Raw genomic sequence first — 19,591 nt, 5'->3', positions numbered from 1 at the left:
ATTCCGTTGTGTTGGGCGCGTGTGTAACCGCGGCGCCCGTCTTATTCAACCCGTCACAACCGTCATTGCGAGGAGCCCTTGCGACGAAGCAATCCAGTTCTTGGTTTTCTGGATTGCTTCGCTGCGCTCGCAATGACGATCTCAGGCGCCGATCAATACAGACCGCCGGTTCCCGGGCGCATGAACATGCGATCGGTATCGGGGGCGATCTGCTGCGAGCGACCATCGGCATCGGCCACGCCGATCACCGAATAATTGTCCGGCGGCGCCGTGCCCGGCTTGAAGGCCTCGAGGATGGTGCGACCACCATCGCCCGGCCCCGCCCGCATGCCGGTCTTGGCATCGACGCGGATCAGCTTGATGCCGGCGGGCACCTTGAACGGCACGGCGGGCTTGTCGGCCAGCGCGAGCTTCATGAAATCTTTAGCGATCGGCGCAGACAACACACCACCGGTGCCGCCACGGCCGAGATTGCGCGGCTTGTCGTAGCCGACATAGATGCCGACCACCACGTCCGGCGAGAAGCCGACGAACCAGGCGTCCTTCTCGTCATTGGTAGTGCCGGTCTTGCCGGCGATCGGCTTGCCGACCTCGCGCATGACGGTCGCGGTGCCGCTCTGCACGACGCTCTCCATCATCGACGTGATCTGATAGGCCGTCATCGGATCGATCACCTGCTCGCGGCGATCGATCAGTTGCGGTTCGGGCTGGTTCTTCCAGCCGTCAGGCGCATCACAGCCACGGCATTCGCGCTGGTCGTGCTTGAAGATCGTATGCCCGTAGCGATCCTGAATACGATCGATCAGAGTCGACTTCACGCGGCGTCCGCCATTCGCGAACATCGAATAGGCCGTGACCATGCGCATGACCGTCGTCTCACCGGCGCCGAGCGCGTAAGACAGATAGTTCGGCAATTCGTCGTAAACGCCGAAGCGCTTGGCATATTCGCCGATCAGCGGCATGCCGACATCCTGCGCCAGACGCACCGTCACCGTGTTCAGCGAGCGCGTCAGCGCATTCCGCATGGTCGTCGGGCCGTAATACTTTCCGGTCGAGTAATTCTCAGGACGCCACACGCCGTTGCCCGAGCCCTGATCGATTTCGATCGGCGCATCGATCACCACCGTCGATGGCGTATAGCCATTGTCCATCGCCGCCGAATAGACCAGCGGCTTGAACGACGAACCGGGCTGACGATAGGCTTGCGTGGCGCGGTTGAACTGGCTCTGGTCGAAGGAGAAGCCGCCGACCATCGCCAGCACGCGGCCGGTGTTCGGGTCCATCGCGACCATGGCGCCAGAGACCTCCGGATACTGCCGCAGACGGAACTGGCCTTCAATGATCGAACCGTCCTTTTGCGTGAGCGGATCGACATAGATGACATCGCCCGAGCTCAGCACCTGCGACACCGCCGTTGGCGTCTTGCCGCGGGTCGGGCCGGCCGCGGGCTTGGCCCAGCGCACGCCATCGAGCGAAATCAGGCCGGTCTGGCGATCCTTCGACACCGCACCGCCGAGTTCGCGCCCGGGCTGGAAGCCGATCCGCGCCGACTGATCGGACACATCGAGCACAACCGCCATCTTCCACGGCGAAATGTCGGACAGCGACTTCACCTCGGCGAGCTTGACGCCCCAGTCGCCGGAAATATCGATCTTATTGGTGGCGCCGCGATAGCCGCGCGCTTCGTCGTAATTGACCAGACCATTGGTCATGGTCTTGCGCGCCATCACCTGCATCTTCGGATCGAGCGTCGTGCGGACCGAGAGGCCGCCTTCGTACAGTTTCTTTTCGCCGTAGCGCTCAAGGATGTCGCGGCGCACTTCTTCGGCGAAATATTCACCGGCGAAGATATGGGCGTGGCTGCCACGGCCGGTCACGCTCAACGTTTCCTTGCGGGCCTTGTCGGCATCGGCCTGCTTGGTCCAGCCGTTCTCGACCAGGCGATCGATCACGTAATTGCGGCGCTCGATGGCGCGGTCGCGGTTCTTCACCGGGTGAAGCGTAGACGGTGCCTTCGGCAATGCTGCGAGATAGGCCGCTTCGGACACGGTCAGTTCATTCACCGACTTGTCGAAGTAAACCAGCGACGCCGCGGCAATGCCATAGGCACCGAGGCCGAGATAGATTTCGTTCAGATACAGTTCGAGGATCTTATCCTTCGAATAGGTGCGTTCGATACGCATCGCCAACAGCGCTTCCTTGATCTTGCGATCGAAGGAGACCTCGTTGGTGAGCAGGAAGTTCTTGGCGACTTGCTGGGTGATCGTAGATGCGCCCTGCGGGCGCCGGTTTGAACCGATGTTCTGCAGATACAGCAGGCCGGCACGCGCCATGCCCGTGTAGTCTAGACCACCGTGTTCGTAGAAATTCTTGTCTTCGGCCGCAAGGAAGGCGTTCACGACCAGCTTGGGAATCGCCTGGATCGGCAGATAAAGCCGGCGCTCCTTGGCGTATTCGCCGAGCAACTGACCGTCCGACGCATGAACGCGCGTCATCACCGGGGGCTCGTAATCCTGCAGCTGCGAATAGTCCGGCAAATCCTTGGAGAAGTGCCAGATCAGGCCTGCAGCGGCGGCGACGCCGACCAGGAACACGACGGTTCCCGCGGCGAACAAGAACCCGAAAAACCGCACGAGCAGACGCATTTTGAGACGATCCGTTTCAGTCGCTGTGCGGCCATATCATATGGCAGCCGCCGAGGGCGAAAGTCAGCCTAAACTCACACAGCCAGAACCGCCCGCGGCCACCCGTGAGGATGACCGATTCTGGGGAAGGTGTACGCGGTTTTATAGAGCGTGCGCTGTGGCCAAACTAGGGCTTCGACGTTGAAAGCCCTGTCATTTTCGTAACCTTCAGTTACCTGCGCCGGCCGACACCACGTGCTTGGCGAAATAGACGTCGATCGCCTTGGCGACCGCCCCGACCGTCTTGGAACGCCAGTTCTCGGACATCAGCGACTGCAGGTCGTCCTTGTTGGACACATAGCCGAGCTCGATCAGCACCGACGGCACATCCGGCGCCTTCAGGACGCGGAAACCGGCCGATTTCAACGGGTTCTTATGCATCCGGGTGGTCACTTTCATCTCGCCGGCCACCATCCGGGCGAAGCGGCCGGAGAAGGTCTTGGTCTCGCGCTGCGCGAGATCTATGAGGATATCCGCCACATCGGTCGGCTCCTCGGTGAGATTGACGCCGGCAATGGCGTCCGCCTTGTTTTCCAGGTCAGCCAGCCGCTGGGCCTCGGCGTCGGACGCCTTGTCCGACAGCGTGTACACCGTCGCACCCTGCGCATCGCCCTCGCCGCGCGGCAAGGCGTCTGCGTGAATAGACACGAACAGAGCCGCATTCTGGCCCCGCGCGATCTTCACGCGCTCGTCGAGGGCGACGAAATTGTCGTCGGCGCGGGTCATCACGACGCGGAGCTTGCCGCTCTTTTCGAGCCGATCGCGCAGCGCAAGGCCAAAGCCGAGCACGATGTTTTTCTCGCTCTCGCCGCCAGCCTGGGTGCCGTTGTCGATCCCGCCATGACCGGGGTCGATCACCACGACCGGGCGGGTGTCCGTCGCTGAAACCGCCGCCGCGCTTGCCACGACGGTGGTTGCCACGGGTGCTGGCGATACGCTGCCTGTAATCCCCGGACGGAGCTCCGGGCGATTCTCCACTGCCAGACCCTGCACGAAGGTCGTGCGGTCCACGGCTTCAAGCTCGATCACCATCCGGGCCGGCTGGCCGTTGGCCGGATCGAGCGCCGTGGCACTCTTGATCTTCGCAGGCTTGGCCAGATCGAACACCATGCGCGAGCCGCCCGGCATCACCATGCCATAACGAAATGCCTTGATCAGGCCGCGCGCCACGGTCCCTGCCCCGGGATCGAGCTGGAACGTCACCTGCGGCATATCGATGACGACGCGATACGGGTCTGCCAACGTGAAGGCGCGAAGCGACACCTTGCGGTCGAGATCGAGGATGAATCGGGTCTGCTTCTCGTCGCCGGCGATGCGCACGTCGGACGCCACGGGAAGCGATGCTTCGGCCGGCTTTTCAGTCGCGGTCTCAGGCGCATCGCCCGGGGCGGCGCGGGTATCCGAGCACCAGACAAGCGTCAGCGCAGCACTCGCAAGCGCCATTCCCAGCGAAACGATATGGTTTGCGCGGCGCGTCAAGCGAATCCCAAGCCTCCGGAGCAGCCCATCCCTAGCCCATTAGAATCACAGGGTTAACTTGCGTTTAACGAAGCGGGGACGAATTCCCCGGACTGTTGCAGAGGCGTGACGCTTCCCTTGCCAGCGGGGTCCATTCCACGTATGTACGATGAGCTGACGGAATAACTCCCGGTTGTGTCGCGTTCAACCTCCCGGTGCAGCGTTCATCTCCCCGATCGCATCTCCCAGATCGTATCGGAGACCTGAGCGTTTTTGATCATCCCTCCAAGACCAGCGCCGGGCGCGGTTTGCGGAGAGACGATCCTGGCCCGAGCGGTGTCCGGTCCCTGGTTCTTACTCGCTTACAGGGCGGTTTCAGACACGACATGACCGAAAACTCCGGCCACTCCTTTCGGCCGAGTTAGCGACAACCGACGCACGCATTCGCGTGGCGCCGGACGTCAGCGCAGGCGGTGCCTTTGCCGCCCAAAAGTTTAGACGGGCCGACGCTTGATGCGCCAGACTGTGATGCCGACCGAGACCCGCTTGGGGACACCGATGCGAAGCGCCCGCTTCGTGCGGTTTTCCACGCGGCTCTCGCATTCGGCAACCTTGCAGTTGTCACGGCGCGACGGTGAGCGTTTCGGCCTTCCCCTCACCCCAGAATCAGGTGGACCCTCGCGTCACCCGGCCGCGCCAGACGCGCTTGCCGCCACGCGTGCACTCCGCCGCCATGAGTCACTCCATGCCAAACAAAATGTTGATCGATGCGACGCATCCCGAGGAGACCCGGGTCGTCGTGGTTCGCGGCAACCGCGTCGAGGAATTTGATTTCGAGACCGCGCAGCGCAAGCAGCTCCGCGGTAACATCTATCTCGCCAAGGTCACGCGCGTTGAGCCGTCGCTGCAGGCCGCCTTCATCGAATATGGCGGCAACCGCCATGGCTTCCTCGCATTCAGCGAAATCCACCCGGACTACTACCAGATCCCGACGGCCGACCGTCTGGCCCTGATCGAGGCCGACGAGGCCGCGCATCGCGAAGCCGAGGAAGAGAACGAGAAGCGCTCCAGCCGCCGCCGTTCGCGTCACCGCAATTCGCGCCGCCGTGACCGTGGTGAACGGGTGCGCAGCAATGTCGTGGAAGGCGCGGCGATTGATCCGTCCAAGGCCGAACAGCCGGGCGAGGATTTCCAGGGTTGGGTGCCGGCTCGCTTTGACGCGCCGGAAGACCATGCCAGCGCGCCAGCTGCCGCTGAGGCGCCCGAGGTCGTGGCATTCGAGCCAGTCGTCACCGAGACCCAGACCGAACAGCCGGCCAACGAAGTTGCTGCCGAGCCGGTGGCTGCCGAAGCCAGCGAGCCCGTTGCCGCCGTGGCGCAGGATGAGCCGGTTGAGCAGACCGCGATTGCCGCAGCTGACGAACAGCCTGTTGAAGCCCAGGCTGACGACGCGGCTTCGCACGAAGCCCCCGCTGATAGCGAGCACGCCGAGGGCGACGAGTCCGAAGAAGACGACGAGGACGAAGACGAGGACGACGAGGAAGAGTCCGAAGAGGATCAGGTCGAATCCGTCGGCGGTGACGATGTGCTGGAAGAAGTGCCGGAGCGTTCGTTCCGTCCGCGCCGCCAGTACAAGATCCAGGAAGTCATCAAGCGCCGCCAGGTGATGCTGGTGCAGGTGGTCAAAGAAGAGCGCGGCAACAAGGGCGCGGCGCTGACGACCTACCTCTCCCTCGCCGGGCGTTACGCCGTCCTGATGCCGAATACCGCCCGTGGCGGCGGCATCTCGCGCAAGATCACCTCGGCGCAGGATCGTTCGCGCCTGAAGGAAGTGGTGTCGGATCTGGACGTGCCGGAAGGCATGGGCATCATCCTGCGCACCGCAGGCGCTTCCCGCACCAAGCCGGAAATCAAGCGCGACTTCGAATACCTGATCCGGATGTGGGAAACCGTCCGCGACATGACCCTGAAGTCGCAGGCTCCGACCCTCGTCTACGAAGAGGGATCGCTGATCAAGCGCTCGCTGCGCGATCTCTACAACAAGGAGATCGACGAAATTCAGGTCGCCGGTGAAGCCGGCTACCAGGAAGCGCGCGACTTCATGCATATGCTGATGCCGAGCAACACGCGCGCCGTGAAGATGTATCGCGACGGCCAGCCGTTGTTCTCGCGCATGGGCGTGGAAAGCCAGCTCGACGCCATGTTCACGCCGACCGTGCAACTGCGCTCGGGCGGCTACATCGTCATCAACCAGACCGAAGCCCTCGTCTCCATCGACGTGAACTCGGGTCGTTCGACTCGCGAGCATCACATCGAGGATACCGCGCTGAAGACCAATCTCGAAGCGGCCGAGGAAGTCGCGCGCCAGCTCCGCCTGCGCGACCTCGCCGGACTGATCGTGATCGACTTCATCGACATGGACGAGAAGCGCAACAACCGCGCCGTCGAACGCAAGATGAGCGACTGCCTGCGCCAGGATCGCGCGCGCATCCAGGTCGGACGTATCTCGCATTTCGGCCTGCTCGAAATGTCGCGCCAGCGCATCCGCGCCAGCGTGCTCGAAAGCTCCACCGAGGTCTGCACGCATTGCGGCGGCACCGGTCACGTCCGCTCGGTCTCGTCGGTCGCGCTGCAGCTGCTGCGCGGCGTCGAGGAAGTGCTGATGAAGGGCGCAACGCATAATCTCGTCGTCCGCACCCGCACCGACGTCGCGCTCTATGTCCTGAACCACAAGCGCGGCCATCTGCGCGATCTCGAAGAAAGCTTCCAGGTCACGCTCGCCGTGCTCGCCGATGCGCATGTCACCGGCCAGCAGTCCTATGTGATCGACCGCGGCGAACAAGTGCACACGCTGGAGGCCGCCAAGGCCCTGCTCGCAGCACAGCTCGCCAATCTGCCGCCCGCGCCTGAGGAAGAGCCCTTCGAGGACGAAGAGCTGTTCGAGACGGAAGCCGAAGTCGAAACCGAAGAGACCGAAGGTCTCACCGATGAAGACGGCGCCGAAGCATCGAGCGATGGCGAAGGTGGTGATCGCAAGCGTCGCCGCCGCCGTCGTCGCCGTGGCCGTAACGGTGAAGGTCGCGAAGGTGCTGAAGCCAATGACGTCCAGGTCAGCGACACCCAGGTCATGACCGACGGCGCTATCGAAGCCGTCGCGACCGGTGACGACGCTGAAGGCGAAGACGACGAGGCTGATGACCAGCCGCGCGAAGCCCGTGGCGAAGACGGTGCCGACGGCGAGCGCCGTCCGCGTCGCCGGGGGCGCCGTGGTGGCCGTCGCCGCCGTGGTGGCGAGCGCGGTGAAGGCAATGAGGAAGGCCTCGCCGGCTCGATCGCCGACGAACTCGCCGGCCCCTCCGAGTCCGAAGCCAGTGAAGCCGTCGCCGATCTCGACAACGGCAACAATGGCCATGGTAATAGTCATGGCGAACAGCCCAGCGTCGCCGCTCAGCCTGCTGCCGCTCAGCCAATCGAAGCGCCCAAGCGCGACCATGACTCCGTGCCGATGTTCGCCCCGGCGGAGCCCGCGCCTGCCGCTCCGGCTCCGGTCGCTGCAGCGCCCGAGCCTGCGCAGGACGATGACAAGCCTGCCCGCCGCCGCTCCACGGTGCGCGAGAAGGTGAGCTTCGCCACCCCTGCTCCGGTCGAGCAGCCGGAAGCAGCAGCCCCCGTGGCCGCGACCGAGGCGCCCGCACCGGTCGCCACCCCCGCTCCGACGCCGGATGCTCCCGCAGCTCCGCGCAAAGCCGGCTGGTGGTCCCGCGCCTTCGGTGGTGGCGAGAGCTAAGCTCGAGCACCCAGACAGAACAAAAAAGCCGCCTGGCAAAACCAGGCGGCTTTCTTGTTGGAGGTTTAACAGATCAGCTTCGTCGCAAGCGAACCGAGCGACGTCGTCATTGACCGATTGGAGACGTGGTCCCAGCGACTCTACACAAAGAAAAGGCCACACGGTTTTGCCGGGCGGCCTTTCATGTTGCAAGGTTCGTCTTCGCTTAGCCCGTGGTGATCGCCGTCTCGACATCGGAGGGATCGATGTCCTGGTTCAGCTTGGCGTGCATCGTGTCCTTGTCGAGCTCACCTTCCCACCACGACACGAACACGGCAGCGATGCCGTTGCCGGTGATATTGGTGAGCGCACGGACCTCGCTCATGAATTTGTCGATGGAGAACACGATCGCCATACCCGGGACGAGGCGCGGATCGACCACGGCCAGCGTTGCTGCCAGTGTGATGAAGCCGGCACCGGTGACGCCCGAGGCGCCCTTCGAGGTCAGCATCGCGACGATCAGGATGGTGATCTGCTGGCCGAACGACAATTCCACGCCGAGTGCCTGGGCGATGAACAGGGTCGCCAGGGTCATATAGATATTGGTGCCGTCGAGATTGAACGAATAGCCGGTCGGGACCACGAGGCCGACCACCGACTTCGAGCAACCGAGACGCTGCAGCTTCTCCATCAGCTGCGGCAGCGCGCTTTCCGATGACGAGGTGCCGAGCACGATCAGCAGCTCATCCTTGATGTAGCGGATGAACTTGAAGATGTTGAAGCCGACGATGCGCGCGATGATGCCGAGCACGACGACCACGAACAGCAATGCGGTCCCGTAGAACAGCAGGATCAGGCTGAACAGATTGGTCAGCGCGGCCGGGCCGAACTTGCCGATGGTGTAAGCCATGGCGCCGAACGCACCGATCGGCGCCGCCTTCATGACGATGGCGATGACGCCGAACACGGCATGCGACGTCTCGTCGATGATGTCGCGCAGCTTGTGGCCGCGCTCACCGAGCGCCATCAGCGCGAAGCCGAACAGGATCGCGAACAGCAGCACCTGCAGGATATCGCCGCGGGCAAAGGCGCCGACGACGCTGTCAGGGATGATGTGGAGGACGAAGTCGACCGACTTCTGCGCTTCCGCCTGCTTCACGTAACCGGCGACGGCAGCATTGGTCGGATCGACTTTCGCGGTGAGCCCATGGCCGACCTGGAACAGGTTGCCCATGATCAGGCCGAGCACCAGCGCGAAGGTCGAGACGATCTCGAAATAGACCAGCGCCTTGATGCCGACGCGGCCGACCTTCTTGGCGTCCTGGATATGCGCGATGCCCGAGACCACCGTGCAGAAGATGATCGGCGCGATCACCATTTTGATCAGCTTGATGAAGCCGTCGCCGAGCGCCTTGATCCAGTCATTGGTGGCGAATTGCGGTTCAAGCCAGCCGATCAGCACACCGATGACGATGGCGATCAGCACCTGGATGTAGAGGACCGTGTACCAGGGCTTTTTCACCTCTGAGGCGCCAGGGCTGGCGGCCGTTGCTGTCATCGACATTGAACGTTGTCTCCCAGTTCGTCGTAAAACTGGGGGTCCTTACACGCAATAATGTCGCACCCGCAACCCGCCATACGGAATAAAATATCCGATAAGGCGAGAAATTGGTCGAATACACGCCTAGTTGTTGCGGCGAGCCGCCGCACCATGCGCGAGTGGAATCAGCAACGCGCCGATCGCGTTCTTGAGCAGCGCGCCGGCCAGGAACGGCGTCACGCCCACGATCAGCGCCTTCGCCGGCCCGAGACCAACGCCCAATGCCAGCCATCCCCACCCCATGGAGAGGATGATGACATGGCCGATCCCCATGGCCACGAACAACCAGCCGACCGACCGATCCCAGCCGCGCTCGGCAAGCCAGCCGGTCAGGAATGCCGCGACGACGAAGCCGAACAGGAAGCCGGCCGTGGGACCGAACAGCGGCTTCAGGCCACCGGTCGGGCCGGCAAACACCGGCAATCCGCAACCGCCGGCAACGAGATAGAGAACGATCGTCGCCGTTCCGAGCCGCCAGCCATAGGCGGCGCCGATCATCAGCACCACCAGCGTCTGCAATGTCATCGGCACATAAGGCAGCGGCAGGTTCACCTTGGCCGAAATCGCGAGCAGCACGACGCCCGCCACGGCAAGAATGGCCGCACGCCGCACGACGGAGGTGCGTGTGCCGCTGGCTGGCCACAGGACGCCCGCGATCGGGGATCTAACCATGTCCATGCTCATGCCAGCCACTTCCGGATCCGCGTCACCGCGTCCTGCATCTCGTCGCTCGACCGCGCATAGGACAGGCGGATGAAAGACTTGCCGTGGAACGGATCGAAATCGGCGCCCGGCGTTACGGCCACATGGGCCTGTTCGAGCATCTGTTTGGCGAATGCGAAACTGTCATCCGTGAACGCCGACACGTCCGCATACAGATAGAACGCGCCGTCTGCCGGCAGGAAATTGCTGAGGCCTGCCTGCGGCAACCCAGCGGTCAGGATGCGGCGGTTTTCCTGGTAGCCGTGCTTGATCTCTTCCATCTCAGCCGCCCCGTCGAACGCCGCCTCGGCAGCGATCTGCGACAGCGTCGGGACCGAAATGGATAGATTCTGTTGCAGACGTTCCATGGAGCGCACCAGCGACGGCGGCACCACCATCCAGCCGACGCGCCAGCCGGTCATGCAGAAGTATTTCGAGAACGAATTGATGACGAGCGCATTCGGCGACAATTCGGCGGCAGTGACCGCCGGGAATGCGTAGTCGAGGCCATGATAAATCTCATCCGAGATAAAGCGGATGCCTTCGCTCTCGGCTGCGGCGATCAGGTCGGAAAGCGCCTCGCGCGACATCATCGTTCCGGTGGGATTGGCGGGGCTCGCGACCAGAACGCCCTTCAAGGGCTTCTTGCGATGGGCTTCGAGCAAGGCTTCGCCGGTGAGCGCGTGGCGCGTCTCGGCATGGGTCTCGATCAGCACCGGCTCGCAGCCCAGCGCGGTGAGGATATGCCGATACGGCGGATAACCCGGCGCCGCGATGGCAACGCGATCGCCGGGCTCGAACAGGGCGAGAAAGGCAAGAATGAACGCACCGGATGAGCCGATGGTCACCACGACCTGTTCGGGATCGACATCGCATTTGTAGGTGTCGCGATAGTGCCGTGCGATACGGGCGCGCAGCGACGGCATACCGAGTGCCGCGGTATATTCGACCTGCCCGCGCGCCAGCGCGGCCTGCGCCGCCTTGATCGCCGTCTGCGGCGCGGGCGCGGCCGGCTGGCCGACCTCCATATGGATGACGTGGCCGCCCGCCGCCTCGATCCGGGCGGCCGCAGCCATTACGTCCATCACCATGAAAGAAGGAACATCGCTGCGGCCGGACGCCGCAAGCAAGTGATTGGCGCGGGCACGGAGGATCGTATCGGACATCGTATCGGGCCTGGAAATCTGCTATCTGCGCGGCAACAAGCATCTGCAACGGGCGAGCCACGCCGCGCTCCCGCCGCAATATTGAACTGTACCGGTCTATCGCGAATTCGAACCCCGGCCAATGATGAAAGACCTGCACCTGCAGCCTCAAAAAGCTGCAACCCGGCTGTTCTCCAGGCTGACTGCCCTGCTCACGGCCGCCGCGATCACGCTGACGCCGATGGCGGCAAGCGCCCAGCAAGGCGGCATGCGCCTGCTGCGCGATGCCGAGATCGAGCAATTGCTGCGCGACTATACGCGCCCGATCCTGCGCGCGGCGGGGATGGAAAAGCAGAACATCCAGATCGTCATCATCAACAATGCGAGCTTCAACGCCTTCGTCGCCGACGGCCGACGCATCTTCGTCAACCACGGCGCGTTGATGCAGTCGCAGACGCCGAACCAGTTGATCGGCGTGCTCGCCCACGAGACCGGCCATCTGGCCGGCGGCCATCTGTCAAAGCTGCGCCAGCGCCTCGCCGAGGCGCAGACCCAGATGATCGTTGCCATGCTGCTCGGCGTCGGCGCCATGGCGGCCGGTGCGCGCGGCGGTAGCACCAATAACAATCTGGGCAATGTGGGTGCCGCAGCCATCGCCGCTCCCCAGGCGATGCTGATGAACACGATGCTGGCCTATCAGCGCCAGCACGAGGAAAATGCCGATCGCGCCGGCGTCAATTTCCTCAACAAGACCGGTCAGTCGTCCAAGGGCATGTATGAGACGTTCCAGCGCTTCTCGTCCGACAGCCTGTTCGCATCGCGCGGCGCCGACCCGTATATGCAGTCGCATCCGATGCCGCGCGAACGCGTCGCGGCGCTCGAAGGTCTCGCCAAATCGAGCCCCTATTGGGACAAGAAGGACGATCCAGCGCTGGTGCTGCGCCACGAACTGATGCGCGCCAAGACCGCGGGCTTCATGGAGCAACGTGACACCGTGATGCGGCGCTATCCGCCATCGGACACCAGCCTGCCCGCGCAATATGCCCGTGCCATCTCCACCTATCGTCATGGCGATCTCACCGTCGCCATCGGACAGATCGACCAGCTCATCAAGGCGCAACCGAACAACCCGTACTTCTACGAACTGCGCGGCCAGGCTTTTCTCGAAGGCGGCAAACCCAATGAAGCCATCCCACCGCTTCGCCGCGCGGTGCAGCTCGCAGGCAATGCGCCTTTGATCGAGATGATGCTCGGCCAGGCGCTGATCGCATCGGGCAACAACGCCTATACGGACGAAGCCATCCGCATTCTCAAGGGCGCCATTGCCCGTGAAGGCGAAGCCCCCGCCGGCTATCAGCAGCTCGCCATGGCATACGGCCGCAAGGGCGAACTCGCGGAAGCCGACCTCGCCTCGGCGCAGGCCGCATTCTTGCGTGGCGACAACAAAACCGCGCGCGATCTGGCTTCTCGTGCCAAGGCACGTTTTGCCGTGGGTACGCCCGGCTGGGTGAAGGCGGATGACATCATTGCGGCGAAGGTGGCGGGCAAGAATTGAGTCGCTCTTTCAGCCTCCCCTCACTGGAACCTCTCTAAAAACAGGCATGGCGCGACATTTTCGTAACCGCCAACATATGTGGCGTGGCGTCGCAGCAACATGCTGACACACAATCTTCGATCTCGATTGGTTCTAACTCGCATCCTCTAGGCAGCAGCTCCTGTTTTGTGAGAGCGCATCCCCAACGCCGCACAAGGCGGCGGTGACTTGGGGTGCCAAAACGTGAAATTGAACTATCTGACTCGCACGATCTGTCTGGGTGCCGTGAGCACTCTTGCATTGTCGATCGATTCCGCCATGCCGGTGCTGGCGCAATTGACTCTTCCCGCGATCAGTGTCGATGAACCCTCACGACCGAGCACCCGCAGCTCCACGCCGTCGCGCCGTGCTTCGGCCACGCGCGCAGCGCCGCGGCGTGCGGCAGCGCCGCTGCAGCAGGTTGCGCCGGTGCCCTATATCGTGCCCGGCCGCGGCACCGTCGGCGCATTGACGCCGTCCTATGCCGGTGGGCAGGTGGCGAACGGCGGACAGCTCGGTCTGCTCGGCAATCGCGGCGTGCTCGATACGCCGTTCAACCAGACGACATACACGCGGGATCTGGTCGAGAACACGCAGGCGCGCACGCTGTCCGACGTGCTGCTCAACGATCCCTCGGTGGCCTCGGCGCTGCCGCGCAATATCGGCCGCGAACAGCCGGTGATCCGCGGCTTCTTGCTCGGAAATTCCAGCGTCGGCTTCAACGGCTATTTCGGCCTGATCGGCAACAACAATTTCAACGTCCTCGATGCCGTCGAGCGCGTGGAGGTCATCAAGGGCCTCAACGGCCTGCTCAACGGCCAGTCGCCGGATGACAGCATCGGCGGCGCCATCAACCTGGTGATGAAGCGCGCGCGCAACGAGCCGATCGCGGAGCTCACCACCTCCTTCGCCTCCCGCGGCCAGGGCGGCGTGCATCTCGATGTCGGCCAGCGCTATGGCGAGCACAAGGAATACGGCATCCGCTACAATGGCAGCTATCGCGACGGCAAGACCGAGGTCGACAATCAAAGCCTGCGCGACGAATCCCATGCGTTGGCTCTGGATTATCGCGGCGAGCGCGTGCGCGTTTCCGCCGACATTCTCTACAATCAATTTAGCGGCAGCGGGCTGAGCGCGCGCAACACACTGGCGAACACGTTGCCGGGCGTACCGGCACCGCCCTCGCCGACCAATTTCTGGAATCCGTCCTGGACCGGCATCAAGGGTGAGAACACGGCGGCGCTATTCCAGGCCGAAGTGGATGTCACCGACTGGCTGACCATCTATGGCGGCGGCGGCTTCTTCGACAACGCGATTACGCCGATCATCTCTAACCCGACCATCATCAATGCCCGCGGCGACACGACGGCCTCGCCTTTCGTGAATCGTCAAGACCGCCACAACCACACCGAACAGGCGGGCTTCCGCGCCACGGTGGAAACCGGCCCAGTGCTCCACGAGATCAATTTCAACACCACGCTCTGGAGCAACCAGATCGACGGCTCGCGCACCAACGGCACCGCAGTATCGTCGAACATCTATAATCCGACACCGTCGCCGTTCCAGGCGATCCCGCTGGCGGCGGTGACCAAGGCCAATACAAGCTCGCTGAACAGCTATGGCATCGCCGACACCATGTCGGTGTGGAACAAACGCATCCAGTTCACCGCAGGCATCCGCCGCCAGGAAGTCGCGCAAGACGCCTTCAATGCAGCCGGCGTCAGCACGTCGAGCTACAGCGCCGCCGCGTGGTCGCCGGCCTTCACGCTCATCATCAAGCCGCTGGAAAACGTCTCGGTCTATGCGAACTATATCGAAGGCCTGCAGATGGGCACAATCGTGGACCAGACCTACCAGAATAGCGGCCAGGTCTTCCCGCCCTACAAATCCACGCAGCATGAGATGGGCGTGAAGGTGGACTGGGGCCGTTTCACCACGACGGTGGCCGCCTATGACATCTCGCAGCCGGCGCAGATCAGCATTTCAAATCCGCTGCCGCAGCTTCCGACCTTCTCCATCGACGGCATCAACCGCAATCGCGGCGTCGAGATCAACACTTTCGGCGAACTCACGCCCGGCTGGCGCCTGCTCGGCGGCGCGTCCTTCATGGACGCCCGACAGGAGCGGACGCAGAACGGCACCAATGACGGCAAGCGTTCGCTCGGCATTCCCGACGTGCAGGTCAGCCTCGGCACCGAATGGGACACGCCCTTCATCAATGGCCTGACGCTCACCGGCCGTGCCATCCATTTCGGCGATGCCTTTGCAGATGCGGCGAACAAGTACCTGATCCCGAACTGGACCCGGTTCGATCTCGGCGCGCGCTATACGTTTGCATCACCGTGGAACGGCAAGCCCATCACCGTGCGCTTCGCGGTGGAGAACGTTGCCAACAGCGCCTTCTGGATGACCAGTTCATCGGATAGACAGATCTATCTCGGCGCACCGCGGACCTATCTTGCTTCCACCACGTTCCGCTTCTAATGCGGGACGATCACGGAACGTGATGCCATGACAACTGACGCATGCAGGACCGGATTGTTTCGACGCCCGGCCTGCGTGCGCCCTGAGGCATGGCGCCCATGATCTCGTTCTCGGTCTTCATCCATAAATGGACGGGCCTGTTCACGGCGGTGTTCCTCATTATCGCTGGCGTGACTGGCAGCCTGCTTGCCTTCGAGAAGGAACTCGAAGCCCTCGTCAATCCCGGGCAATATGTGGTGCCCGCGCGCGTCGATGCGAACGGGCAACCGGCGCCCATGCTCGATCCGTTCGACCTGCATGAACGCGCCATCGCCGCACTGCCGGGCTACCAGATCTCCGGCTTCCCGTTCCTGCGCGAACCGGATCGTTCGGTGCGCTTCAATCTGGCGCGCAGCGACAAGACTCTGCCCGATGCCGACCAGGCCTTTCTCGATCCTTATGACGGCCGCCTGCTCGGCATCCGCAAATATGGCGCGACGCCGTTTGACCGCACCACGCTGATCGGCTTTATCTACAAGCTGCACTACGCACTGGCGCTGCCGCGGCCTTACGGAGAATGGTTCTTCGGCATCGTCGCGCTGGTATGGACGGTGAACTGCCTGGTCGGCATCGTCTCCACCTTCCCGCGCATCTCGCCGTTCTGGCGGCGCTGGCTGCCGGCCTGGCTGATCAAGCGCAGCGCCTCGACCTATCGTCTGCATTACGACATCCACCGCGCCTCCGGACTATGGCTGTGGGGCGTGCTGTTCCTGTTCGCGTGGTCGAGCGTGATGCTCAACCTGCGGCAGGAGGTCTATACGCCCGTGATGTCCACGTTCCTCGACTTCAGGAAGAATCCGGAACCGCGCAAGCCCGATACGAGCAAGCCGCTGCTCGACTGGCGGCAGGCTTACGCCATCGCCGTCCGCACCATGGATGAGGTGGCGTCGAAGGAAGGCTTCACCGTCAATTTCCGCAGCCAGCTTTTCTACAACCGCCGGCTCGACACCTATATTTATTACGCCAACACATCGCGCGACGTGCAGAACGACCGCGGTCAGACCGGTGTGTTCATCGATGCCCGCACGGGCGCCCTGCTGCACACACGCATTCCCACTGGCGAATATTCGGGCGACACGGTGAGCCGCTGGCTGCAGTCGCTGCATATGGCGAAAGTGTTCGGCCTGCCCTATCGCATCTTCGTCGCGATCATTGGTTTGGCGCTGGCGATCAGCGCCTATACCGGGCTCTATGTCTGGTGGAAGAAGCGCAAGGCCCGGCTGATCAGCGAGAAGCGGAAGCAGGCCAAAGCTGCGCGTGCGACATCCGATCTTCAGGCTCAACCCGCAGGCTTGCGTCTCACCAGATAACGCTGCGTTCCTTCCATCACCAGTTTCGACGCCTGGTTATGGACGGTGGAGGTGATGCCGATGACGCCGGTCGTGCGGGTGGGCGTCAGCCCCGTGATCTCCAGCGCGGGATACAGCGTGTCGCCGCTGTAGACCGGGAGCAGGAAGCGCGAGGACTGATCGAGGAAGCCGATCAGGCTGTCTTCCACCATGAACGGAAAGTCACCGGCGCCGGCCGCGGTCTGAATCAGGATCTGGTAGCCGTGCGCCAGCATGTGCGGCATGCCACGGCGGCGGCAATATTCGACATCATAATGCACCGGATGGTTGTCACCGCTGGCACTCTGGAAAGCGAGGAACAGCGCATCGGTCATGGTCCGGCTCGGCAAGACAGAACGCTCGCCAAGCTTGAAGTCATCGAACCAGCGATTGGCGTGCCGCCGGTGAAGCGCGGGATCGAAGGGGGGCGACATCGGCAGTCCCTTTCAAAGTGTAGGGTGGGCAAAGCGAAGCGTGCCCACCTTCAAATGCACGCTGATTGAGGTGGGCACGCTGCGCTTTTCCCACCCTACGCAGCTGACGTTACTGCGCCACCGGCCCGAGGCTGCCGGCGAGTTCGGCCCAGACCGGCGCTTCTTCCTTGTAGATCTTCTGGCTCGCGGCCACCGTCATTGCGGCTTCGTCGATGCCCTGCTTCTTGAGCATCTCCTGGATGCGATCGGTCTTGCCCGCTGCGACCATCAGTTCCGATAGCTTCGTCACGATCTCCTGCGGCGTGCCGGTCGGCGCCACGCAACCCTGGAACGTCATCAATTCAGTCGCGCGCGAGGTCATGCCCTGCTCCTTGAACGTTGCTACATCCGGCAGTGACGGAATGCGACGCCGCGAGGTGGCGATGGTCTTGATCTTGCCGGCATCGAGCAGCGGCATCGCCGAGACATAGGTGCCGATGCCGGCATCGATGGCCTGTCCGGCAAGATCGGCGAACATCGGCGCCTCGCCGCGATAATGGATCGCTTCCATCTTGAGGCCGTATTGCTTGTTGAGTTCGGCGACCACGATATGCGCATAGGATCCCGCGGCGTAAGTGCCGATATTCACCTTGCCGGACTTCTTCGCATAGTCGATGAACTCGGCCAGCGTCTTCGCCGGCACTTTCTCGCTGACGAACAGCGGCACGCTGCCGCTCGGCATCATCGAGATCATCGCAAAATCCTTCAGCGGATCGTAGCGGATATCCTTCATCAGCACGGGATTGAGCATGAAGGTGGTGGTGTTGGTGATCATCAGCGTGTGACCATCGGGCGCCGAGCGCTTCAACTCGACAGCCGCCAGCGCGCCGCCTGCGCCCGTTTTGTTCTCGACCACCACGGTCTGCCCGACCTCGCGCGAAATGTAATCACCATAGGCGCGCGAAAACTGATCGGTCTGGCCGCCGGCGGCAAAGCCCGCGAGGATGCGGATCGGCTTTGTCGGCCATGAGTTGGCGCGCACCAGCGAAGGCGCGCAAAGCAAAGCTGCGGCACCCGCGCTTGCAGTCATCAATCGGCGCCGAGTGAGCAAAGCCGTGGTTGTCATGGTCGTCCTCCGGATCGTGAGATCGTCTTGCGTGTTTGAAACTGCGCACCGCTTGCCATGCTCGCATGACAATGAAAAGGCGGAGCAAGCCGTGACCGCGCAAATCCTGATTGCGCAATTCCGTGAGACGAGACACTTCATCTAGAAGATGTTCGGCATGGATGCATCACGCAGCGACGTCACCGCTTGCGTGTCGAGAATTACGCTGCGGTGATCCGCTGTGCGGTCTCCTCCAGCCCCATCGCATCGATTCCATCCATGCGACCGCGGATCGGCAGACGACCGAGATCGCGCATGGCAACAGGCAGCGGCGACTTGAACTGCGCAATAGCCGCACGCGATGCGACGAAGCCGCCGTCGATATCGCGGCTGAGTGCTTCGAGCCGCGACGTGGTGTTCATCACATCGCCATTGAACACGATGGCACGCTTGACGTCGCCGATTTCGCCGATGATCACCGGGCCGAAATGCAAGCTGCCGCGGATGCGCGGTGCAACGCCGAATTCACGCTCGAAATAGCCGGATTTCTGCGCAAGCTCGTCGCGCATGGCCATGAAGCAGCGCAGCGGCCGGCTATCCTTCGCACCTTCGCGTTTGGTCCAGGTGACGATCATCTCGTCGCCGACATAGGCCAGTACTTCCCCTCGGTGATCAACGACGGGAAGCGACAACTCGCGAAAGGTGCGATCAAGAAAACGATGGATACCGAGGCTGCCGAACTTCTCCGCCAGCCCGGTGGATCCGGCGATATCGACGAACAGCACGAAGCGCTCTTCCTCGACGGGGGCGTGATAGCGGCCGGTGAAGAAATTCAGCAGCGCACGCCCGCCGACAAGATTGGTGATGGCGAGCGCGAGGTTGACAATAATGGAGACGACGACCGAATAGAGCAGCGACGACCAGAACGTGTCGATGCCGAGCATGGGACGTCTACCCAGAATCCACTCTACGATCGGAAACCACTGAACCGTGAGGATCACCGTCGCATAGAAGGTGCTCTTGATCAGCAGGCTGGCGGTGAAGGAGCGATCGTTTAGCCAGGCCCGCACCGGTCCGTCGAAGATGAGAATCTCGAAGCCGCCGAGAATCGAGCTGATCAGCAGACCCGTGACCACACCAGGCAGCAGCGGCAGCCCATGGGTGGCGGCGAACACCGCGCCGGCAAAGCTGCCTGCCGCCGCGATTATGACGATGACCCGCAATTTCCGTTCGAGTCTGGCGTTCATGGTCCCTCCCACCGGCCTGGCCGATGGGAGGATATAGCAGATCGAAG

The 19,591-nt window shown here is 62.9% G+C and carries 12 protein-coding genes; 4 read left to right on the top strand and 8 right to left on the bottom strand.

Going from position 1 to position 19,591, the window contains the following annotated elements:
* Window positions 1–152 precede the first annotated feature (152 nt).
* The gene (locus RPMA_RS14175; protein WP_211907826.1) at window positions 153–2,645 is read right to left on the bottom strand and encodes a penicillin-binding protein 1A; all 2,493 of its coding nucleotides are present in this window, start codon (window positions 2,643–2,645) and stop codon (window positions 153–155) included.
* A 207-nt stretch (window positions 2,646–2,852) separates the two neighbouring features.
* Window positions 2,853–4,163 (bottom strand): N-acetylmuramoyl-L-alanine amidase, encoded by a 1,311-nt coding sequence (locus RPMA_RS14170; protein ID WP_249225178.1) that lies wholly within the window; start codon window positions 4,161–4,163, stop codon window positions 2,853–2,855.
* 724 nt (window positions 4,164–4,887) lie between these two features.
* Between RPMA_RS14170 and RPMA_RS14165 the strand changes: the two genes are divergently transcribed.
* Window positions 4,888–7,929: an Rne/Rng family ribonuclease gene (locus tag RPMA_RS14165; RefSeq protein ID WP_211907824.1), complete on the top strand. Its 3,042-nt coding sequence runs from the start codon at window positions 4,888–4,890 to the stop codon at window positions 7,927–7,929.
* Between the two features lie 205 nt (window positions 7,930–8,134).
* Here the strand turns inward: RPMA_RS14165 and RPMA_RS14160 are convergent, their stop codons facing one another.
* The 3 genes from RPMA_RS14160 to RPMA_RS14150 form a co-directional block, all read right to left on the bottom strand.
* The gene (locus RPMA_RS14160; protein WP_211907822.1) at window positions 8,135–9,472 is read right to left on the bottom strand and encodes a dicarboxylate/amino acid:cation symporter; all 1,338 of its coding nucleotides are present in this window, start codon (window positions 9,470–9,472) and stop codon (window positions 8,135–8,137) included.
* A 120-nt stretch (window positions 9,473–9,592) separates the two neighbouring features.
* Window positions 9,593–10,180 (bottom strand): biotin transporter BioY, encoded by a 588-nt coding sequence (locus tag RPMA_RS14155; protein WP_211907820.1) that lies wholly within the window; start codon window positions 10,178–10,180, stop codon window positions 9,593–9,595.
* Between the two features lie 8 nt (window positions 10,181–10,188).
* A complete protein-coding gene (locus tag RPMA_RS14150; RefSeq protein ID WP_211907818.1) occupies window positions 10,189–11,376 on the bottom strand; it encodes a pyridoxal phosphate-dependent aminotransferase in 1,188 nt (395 codons plus the stop codon).
* A 124-nt stretch (window positions 11,377–11,500) separates the two neighbouring features.
* On the opposite strand from RPMA_RS14150, the gene RPMA_RS14145 reads away from it, so the two are divergent.
* The 3 genes from RPMA_RS14145 to RPMA_RS14135 all read left to right on the top strand — a co-directional run bounded on the left by RPMA_RS14145 (window position 11,501) and on the right by RPMA_RS14135 (window position 16,761).
* Window positions 11,501–12,910 carry a M48 family metalloprotease gene (locus tag RPMA_RS14145; protein WP_211913657.1) on the top strand — a complete coding sequence of 470 codons (1,410 nt, stop codon included), beginning with the start codon at window positions 11,501–11,503 and terminating at the stop codon, window positions 12,908–12,910.
* Window positions 12,911–13,132: 222 nt separating this feature from the next.
* Window positions 13,133–15,412 (top strand): TonB-dependent receptor, encoded by a 2,280-nt coding sequence (locus RPMA_RS14140; RefSeq protein WP_249225175.1) that lies wholly within the window; start codon window positions 13,133–13,135, stop codon window positions 15,410–15,412.
* Window positions 15,413–15,510: 98 nt separating this feature from the next.
* Window positions 15,511–16,761, top strand: a complete 1,251-nt coding sequence (locus RPMA_RS14135; RefSeq protein ID WP_211907816.1) for a PepSY-associated TM helix domain-containing protein — start codon at window positions 15,511–15,513, stop codon at window positions 16,759–16,761.
* Here the strand turns inward: RPMA_RS14135 and RPMA_RS14130 are convergent.
* The 3 genes from RPMA_RS14130 to RPMA_RS14120 all read right to left on the bottom strand — a co-directional run bounded on the left by RPMA_RS14130 (window position 16,731) and on the right by RPMA_RS14120 (window position 19,544).
* Window positions 16,731–17,213 carry a MaoC family dehydratase gene (locus RPMA_RS14130; RefSeq protein ID WP_211907814.1) on the bottom strand — a complete coding sequence of 161 codons (483 nt, stop codon included), beginning with the start codon at window positions 17,211–17,213 and terminating at the stop codon, window positions 16,731–16,733. The two genes, RPMA_RS14135 and RPMA_RS14130, sit on opposite strands and share 31 nt — an antisense overlap.
* A gap of 109 nt (window positions 17,214–17,322) precedes the next feature.
* Complete coding sequence (locus RPMA_RS14125) at window positions 17,323–18,318, bottom strand: Bug family tripartite tricarboxylate transporter substrate binding protein (RefSeq protein WP_211907812.1); 996 nt, start codon at window positions 18,316–18,318, stop codon at window positions 17,323–17,325.
* Window positions 18,319–18,518: 200 nt separating this feature from the next.
* Entirely contained in the window at window positions 18,519–19,544 is a 1,026-nt protein-coding gene (locus tag RPMA_RS14120) for an adenylate/guanylate cyclase domain-containing protein (RefSeq protein WP_211907810.1), read from the bottom strand.
* Window positions 19,545–19,591: the final 47 nt, after the last annotated feature.

Origin of the sequence: Tardiphaga alba, assembly GCF_018279705.1 — a bacterium.
Taxonomy (GTDB): domain Bacteria; phylum Pseudomonadota; class Alphaproteobacteria; order Rhizobiales; family Xanthobacteraceae; genus Tardiphaga; species Tardiphaga alba.
The sequence above is the reverse complement of the archived record's forward strand: the minus strand, read 5'-3'. Positions and strand labels throughout refer to the sequence as shown.